Annotated in this window: 1 protein-coding gene; it reads right to left on the bottom strand. The window is 33.6% G+C overall.

Annotated features, from left to right (window positions below; all coding sequences use genetic code 11):
• Positions 1 to 146 precede the first annotated feature (146 nt).
• Positions 147 to 1,982 (bottom strand): leukocidin family pore-forming toxin, encoded by a 1,836-nt coding sequence (locus AB6E08_RS23060; RefSeq protein ID WP_017100264.1) that lies wholly within the window; start codon positions 1,980 to 1,982, stop codon positions 147 to 149.
• Between the last annotated feature and the right edge of the window lie 198 nt (positions 1,983 to 2,180).

Here is a 2,180-nt window from a genome sequence, read left to right as displayed (position 1 = left end):
AGCTGATCAGATCGTAGGTTCTGGATTTAGTTCCATTGAATTACGCAACAAAGCCTGTCACACCTCTAACTAGATTTGCGACAGAACCGTATTTTAGTACTCGTAAGTTTAATAACCTTGAGTTATTACTCTCAAGGGAAAAAATGTCACATATTAAATATATCCGTGTATGACGAGAACATTGAAACTGAGTTGATATTATCCTCAGCTTTTTTCTCTTTCGGAATTAATTTAATTTCTCCTTCATTTACAGTATAACCAAGGCTACTTCCAGTAAATGAATTCTCTAGTTCATCTTTGTCATCTATCCATTTCCATCTTTGTGTTCGCTTTAAACTGCAAGGGCTGACTTTTTTAATGTTACTAGCATCCAAGCACATACCTGGTTGGCTTGTACTCTGATATCGATTAAGTGTATCGAAAATAAATGACTGCTTTAGTTCGGATATATTACAAGTATCAGAATTAACACTGAGGTTTTTATTAACACTTACACATTTATTGTTAAATTTACCCAATTGTAAATTAACCGGCTTTCCGCCAATAAATACAGGATTATCCCAATCAACAGTGAATTTAATATCTTTTTTTACATTTTTAATTTTAAAGTCTTTTTCATTAGGATAATAATATCTTAGGACTTCCCAAGATGGGATTTCTGAATAATAACGATACCCAGTAATTCCAACCGATGAGGATATACTAATGTCTGTTGTCCCTGTGGTCGCAGGTTCAGAATAATAGATTACTTCCATTTTGGGTGTGAAGTTTGCGTACCCTATTGGATTGATTAAGTGTAACCTCCCAAAATAATTTTTTCTGACTGTTACTCCATATGGCGATTCATCTTTTTGTATCGCATGTGGTGAATTATATTGCTCTCTAGACCATTTGAAAGATACATGTTGAGGGCTTTTTGACGATTTCGTTACCGCATAATCAAATGTTTTATATGATAACCACTTGGATTCTGTCCATGACGCGTTGGCATTTAGACTAATTTTGGGTGATGTTTTATCTGCACCAACATCACCTCCAATACCAAATTGAAAAGTTGATACTTCCTTCTTATCATAATTTACATTTAAATTTGTTGCTGGAATGGTTCTTAAAATACTTGTTTTATTATTTGATGCCATCATTTCAAACGTATAGTTTTGTGCTATTGCGGATGACACCCATTCAGATTCAATCCCACCACTTGGCCAAACAATGCCTCTTGAGGCTAAGTACATCGAATATATTTCAGGGTTTAGACTAATCCCTGCGCCAGTGGTTGAATCATCAATGCCAACTCTTACTATTTTAGCATCAGGCGTTGCTGAGCCGATTGTTCCGAACGCAAGGGAGCGTTGCATGTTTATCTTATAAACAAGCGAAATGTTAGCATTTTTACAAAGATGCCGCGATCTATCTCCTAATTGGGTGTTCCAAGTGATATCACATTCAGAATCAGTAATTTGTTTAGTCGCATTATAATATCTAGAAATACTCGGTACCGGTGAGTGTACTACTGGGGTGTTTGATGTTGAACGTTTTTGCCTTTTTGGTGCAGGTTTACTCAAAATTGGGATATTTGTGTCATATCTATCCTTGATCTCTGTAAACATAACGTTATGGTTATGTTCAGTTATTGCAATATAATCAGATTCCAATGAAATACCAAATACCTTTCTAAAGACATGTTTTGCCTTTATTTTTTCTTTATTTCCTTCTATTTCACTAAAATCAACCAGATAACGATAACCATTATTTACAATTAAATCAATTGCATTTTCAATGCCATTTGAATAAATTCCTGATTCTAACCAATACTTTGCATTTATATAAACCAAGTCTGAATTATCAACCATATCACTCATTATATGTATTGATTCACCAACGGGAATGTTTATACCTTCTTGCAGTGTATCGCTAGCTAAAACTGATCTAGATATTAAAACTGATGTTACTAAAATTCCTATTAAATTCAAACGTTTCATAATACTCCTAAATATTTTTTAGTTTTAAAATTAATATGATGGTACTTTGTTGGCACCTTAAATTAATCACTTATAACCTTGATGATTAAGTTTATCATTATACATACAAATTCATAATGGAAAGGTGATTTATGGCTCAATTTATGGGCTTTGTTGCGTAATTCAGTGGAACTAAATCCAGAACCTACGATCTGATCA

The organism is Vibrio sp. 10N.247.310.24 (genome assembly GCF_041467175.1).
GTDB lineage: Bacteria > Pseudomonadota > Gammaproteobacteria > Enterobacterales > Vibrionaceae > Vibrio > Vibrio tasmaniensis_A.
Note: the sequence above shows the minus strand (reverse complement) of the source record. Positions and strands in the feature narration are given on the sequence as shown.